The following is an 814-nucleotide window of genomic DNA, read 5'->3' as shown; positions in this document are numbered from 1 at the left end:
GCGATAGACACGGTAGTCTCAGCGGGAGCGGAGTTTGGTATTAATGTTGCGATGGGCAACAGTGTCGAGAAGTCTTTGCAGATGGCGGCTGTTGGTGCTGCGATAGGCGTAGCGAGTACATCGGCAGGAATTGGAGTGGGTAAAATTAAGTCCACTGATTCTAGAATACGTCCCCAAGGAGGGGCACGTACTAATTATGGACACGTCTCACCCCCCGAACCAATGCATTACTTTACTGACACTTATAAGAGTCAGCCTAGATTAAATATTGTTGCTCATGGGACCGCCCAGCCACATCATGCCGTAAGTATTAATGGTGTGAAGTACACTCCTGACGAATTCTATGAAAATGTTGTGCATCCTCTAACGGAAAGAAAATACTATGCCAATATGAGGTTATTAATCTGTTGTTCGGCGGAGAGTGGCCTTGGACAAACTATCGCTAATAGTTCAGAAATCCCGGTGAAAGCATTTTCTGGTTCAGTTTTTACATCATTTGATCATGACTTAAGTAAAGGGAAGGTTGTAAAAAACTCATTTGAGGCCTTTTCAATTTTGCCGGCATTTTGGGAGGAAATAACTTATAAGCCTAGGAAATTCTATCCTTCAGTACAATTACCAGACCTCGGAAGCGATCTCAGTTTTTTATAGGTAACAGTACGCATAGTGTAGTCGCTGAACTATCAAAAACTCAAGAAGGTGAATCCCGCCAAGCATTGATGAAAACATACAGCCCTTATGGGGAAGAGGATTTATCCTAATGAAAAAGCGCCATCATCAGAATACACAACAAACAAGCTCATTTGAGTTTAAC

Annotated in this window: 1 protein-coding gene; it reads left to right on the top strand. The window is 42.6% G+C overall.

Going from position 1 to position 814, the window contains the following annotated elements; genetic code table 11:
* The coding region (locus L1D31_RS22460) for a hypothetical protein (protein ID WP_239839147.1) at positions 1–651 on the top strand (651 nt) is incomplete at its 5' end.
* Between the last annotated feature and the right edge of the window lie 163 nt (positions 652–814).

Origin of the sequence: Vibrio sp. Isolate23 (assembly GCF_022398095.1) — a bacterium.
Taxonomy (GTDB): domain Bacteria; phylum Pseudomonadota; class Gammaproteobacteria; order Enterobacterales; family Vibrionaceae; genus Vibrio; species Vibrio coralliilyticus_A.
The sequence above is the reverse complement of the archived record's forward strand: the minus strand, read 5'-3'. Positions and strand labels throughout refer to the sequence as shown.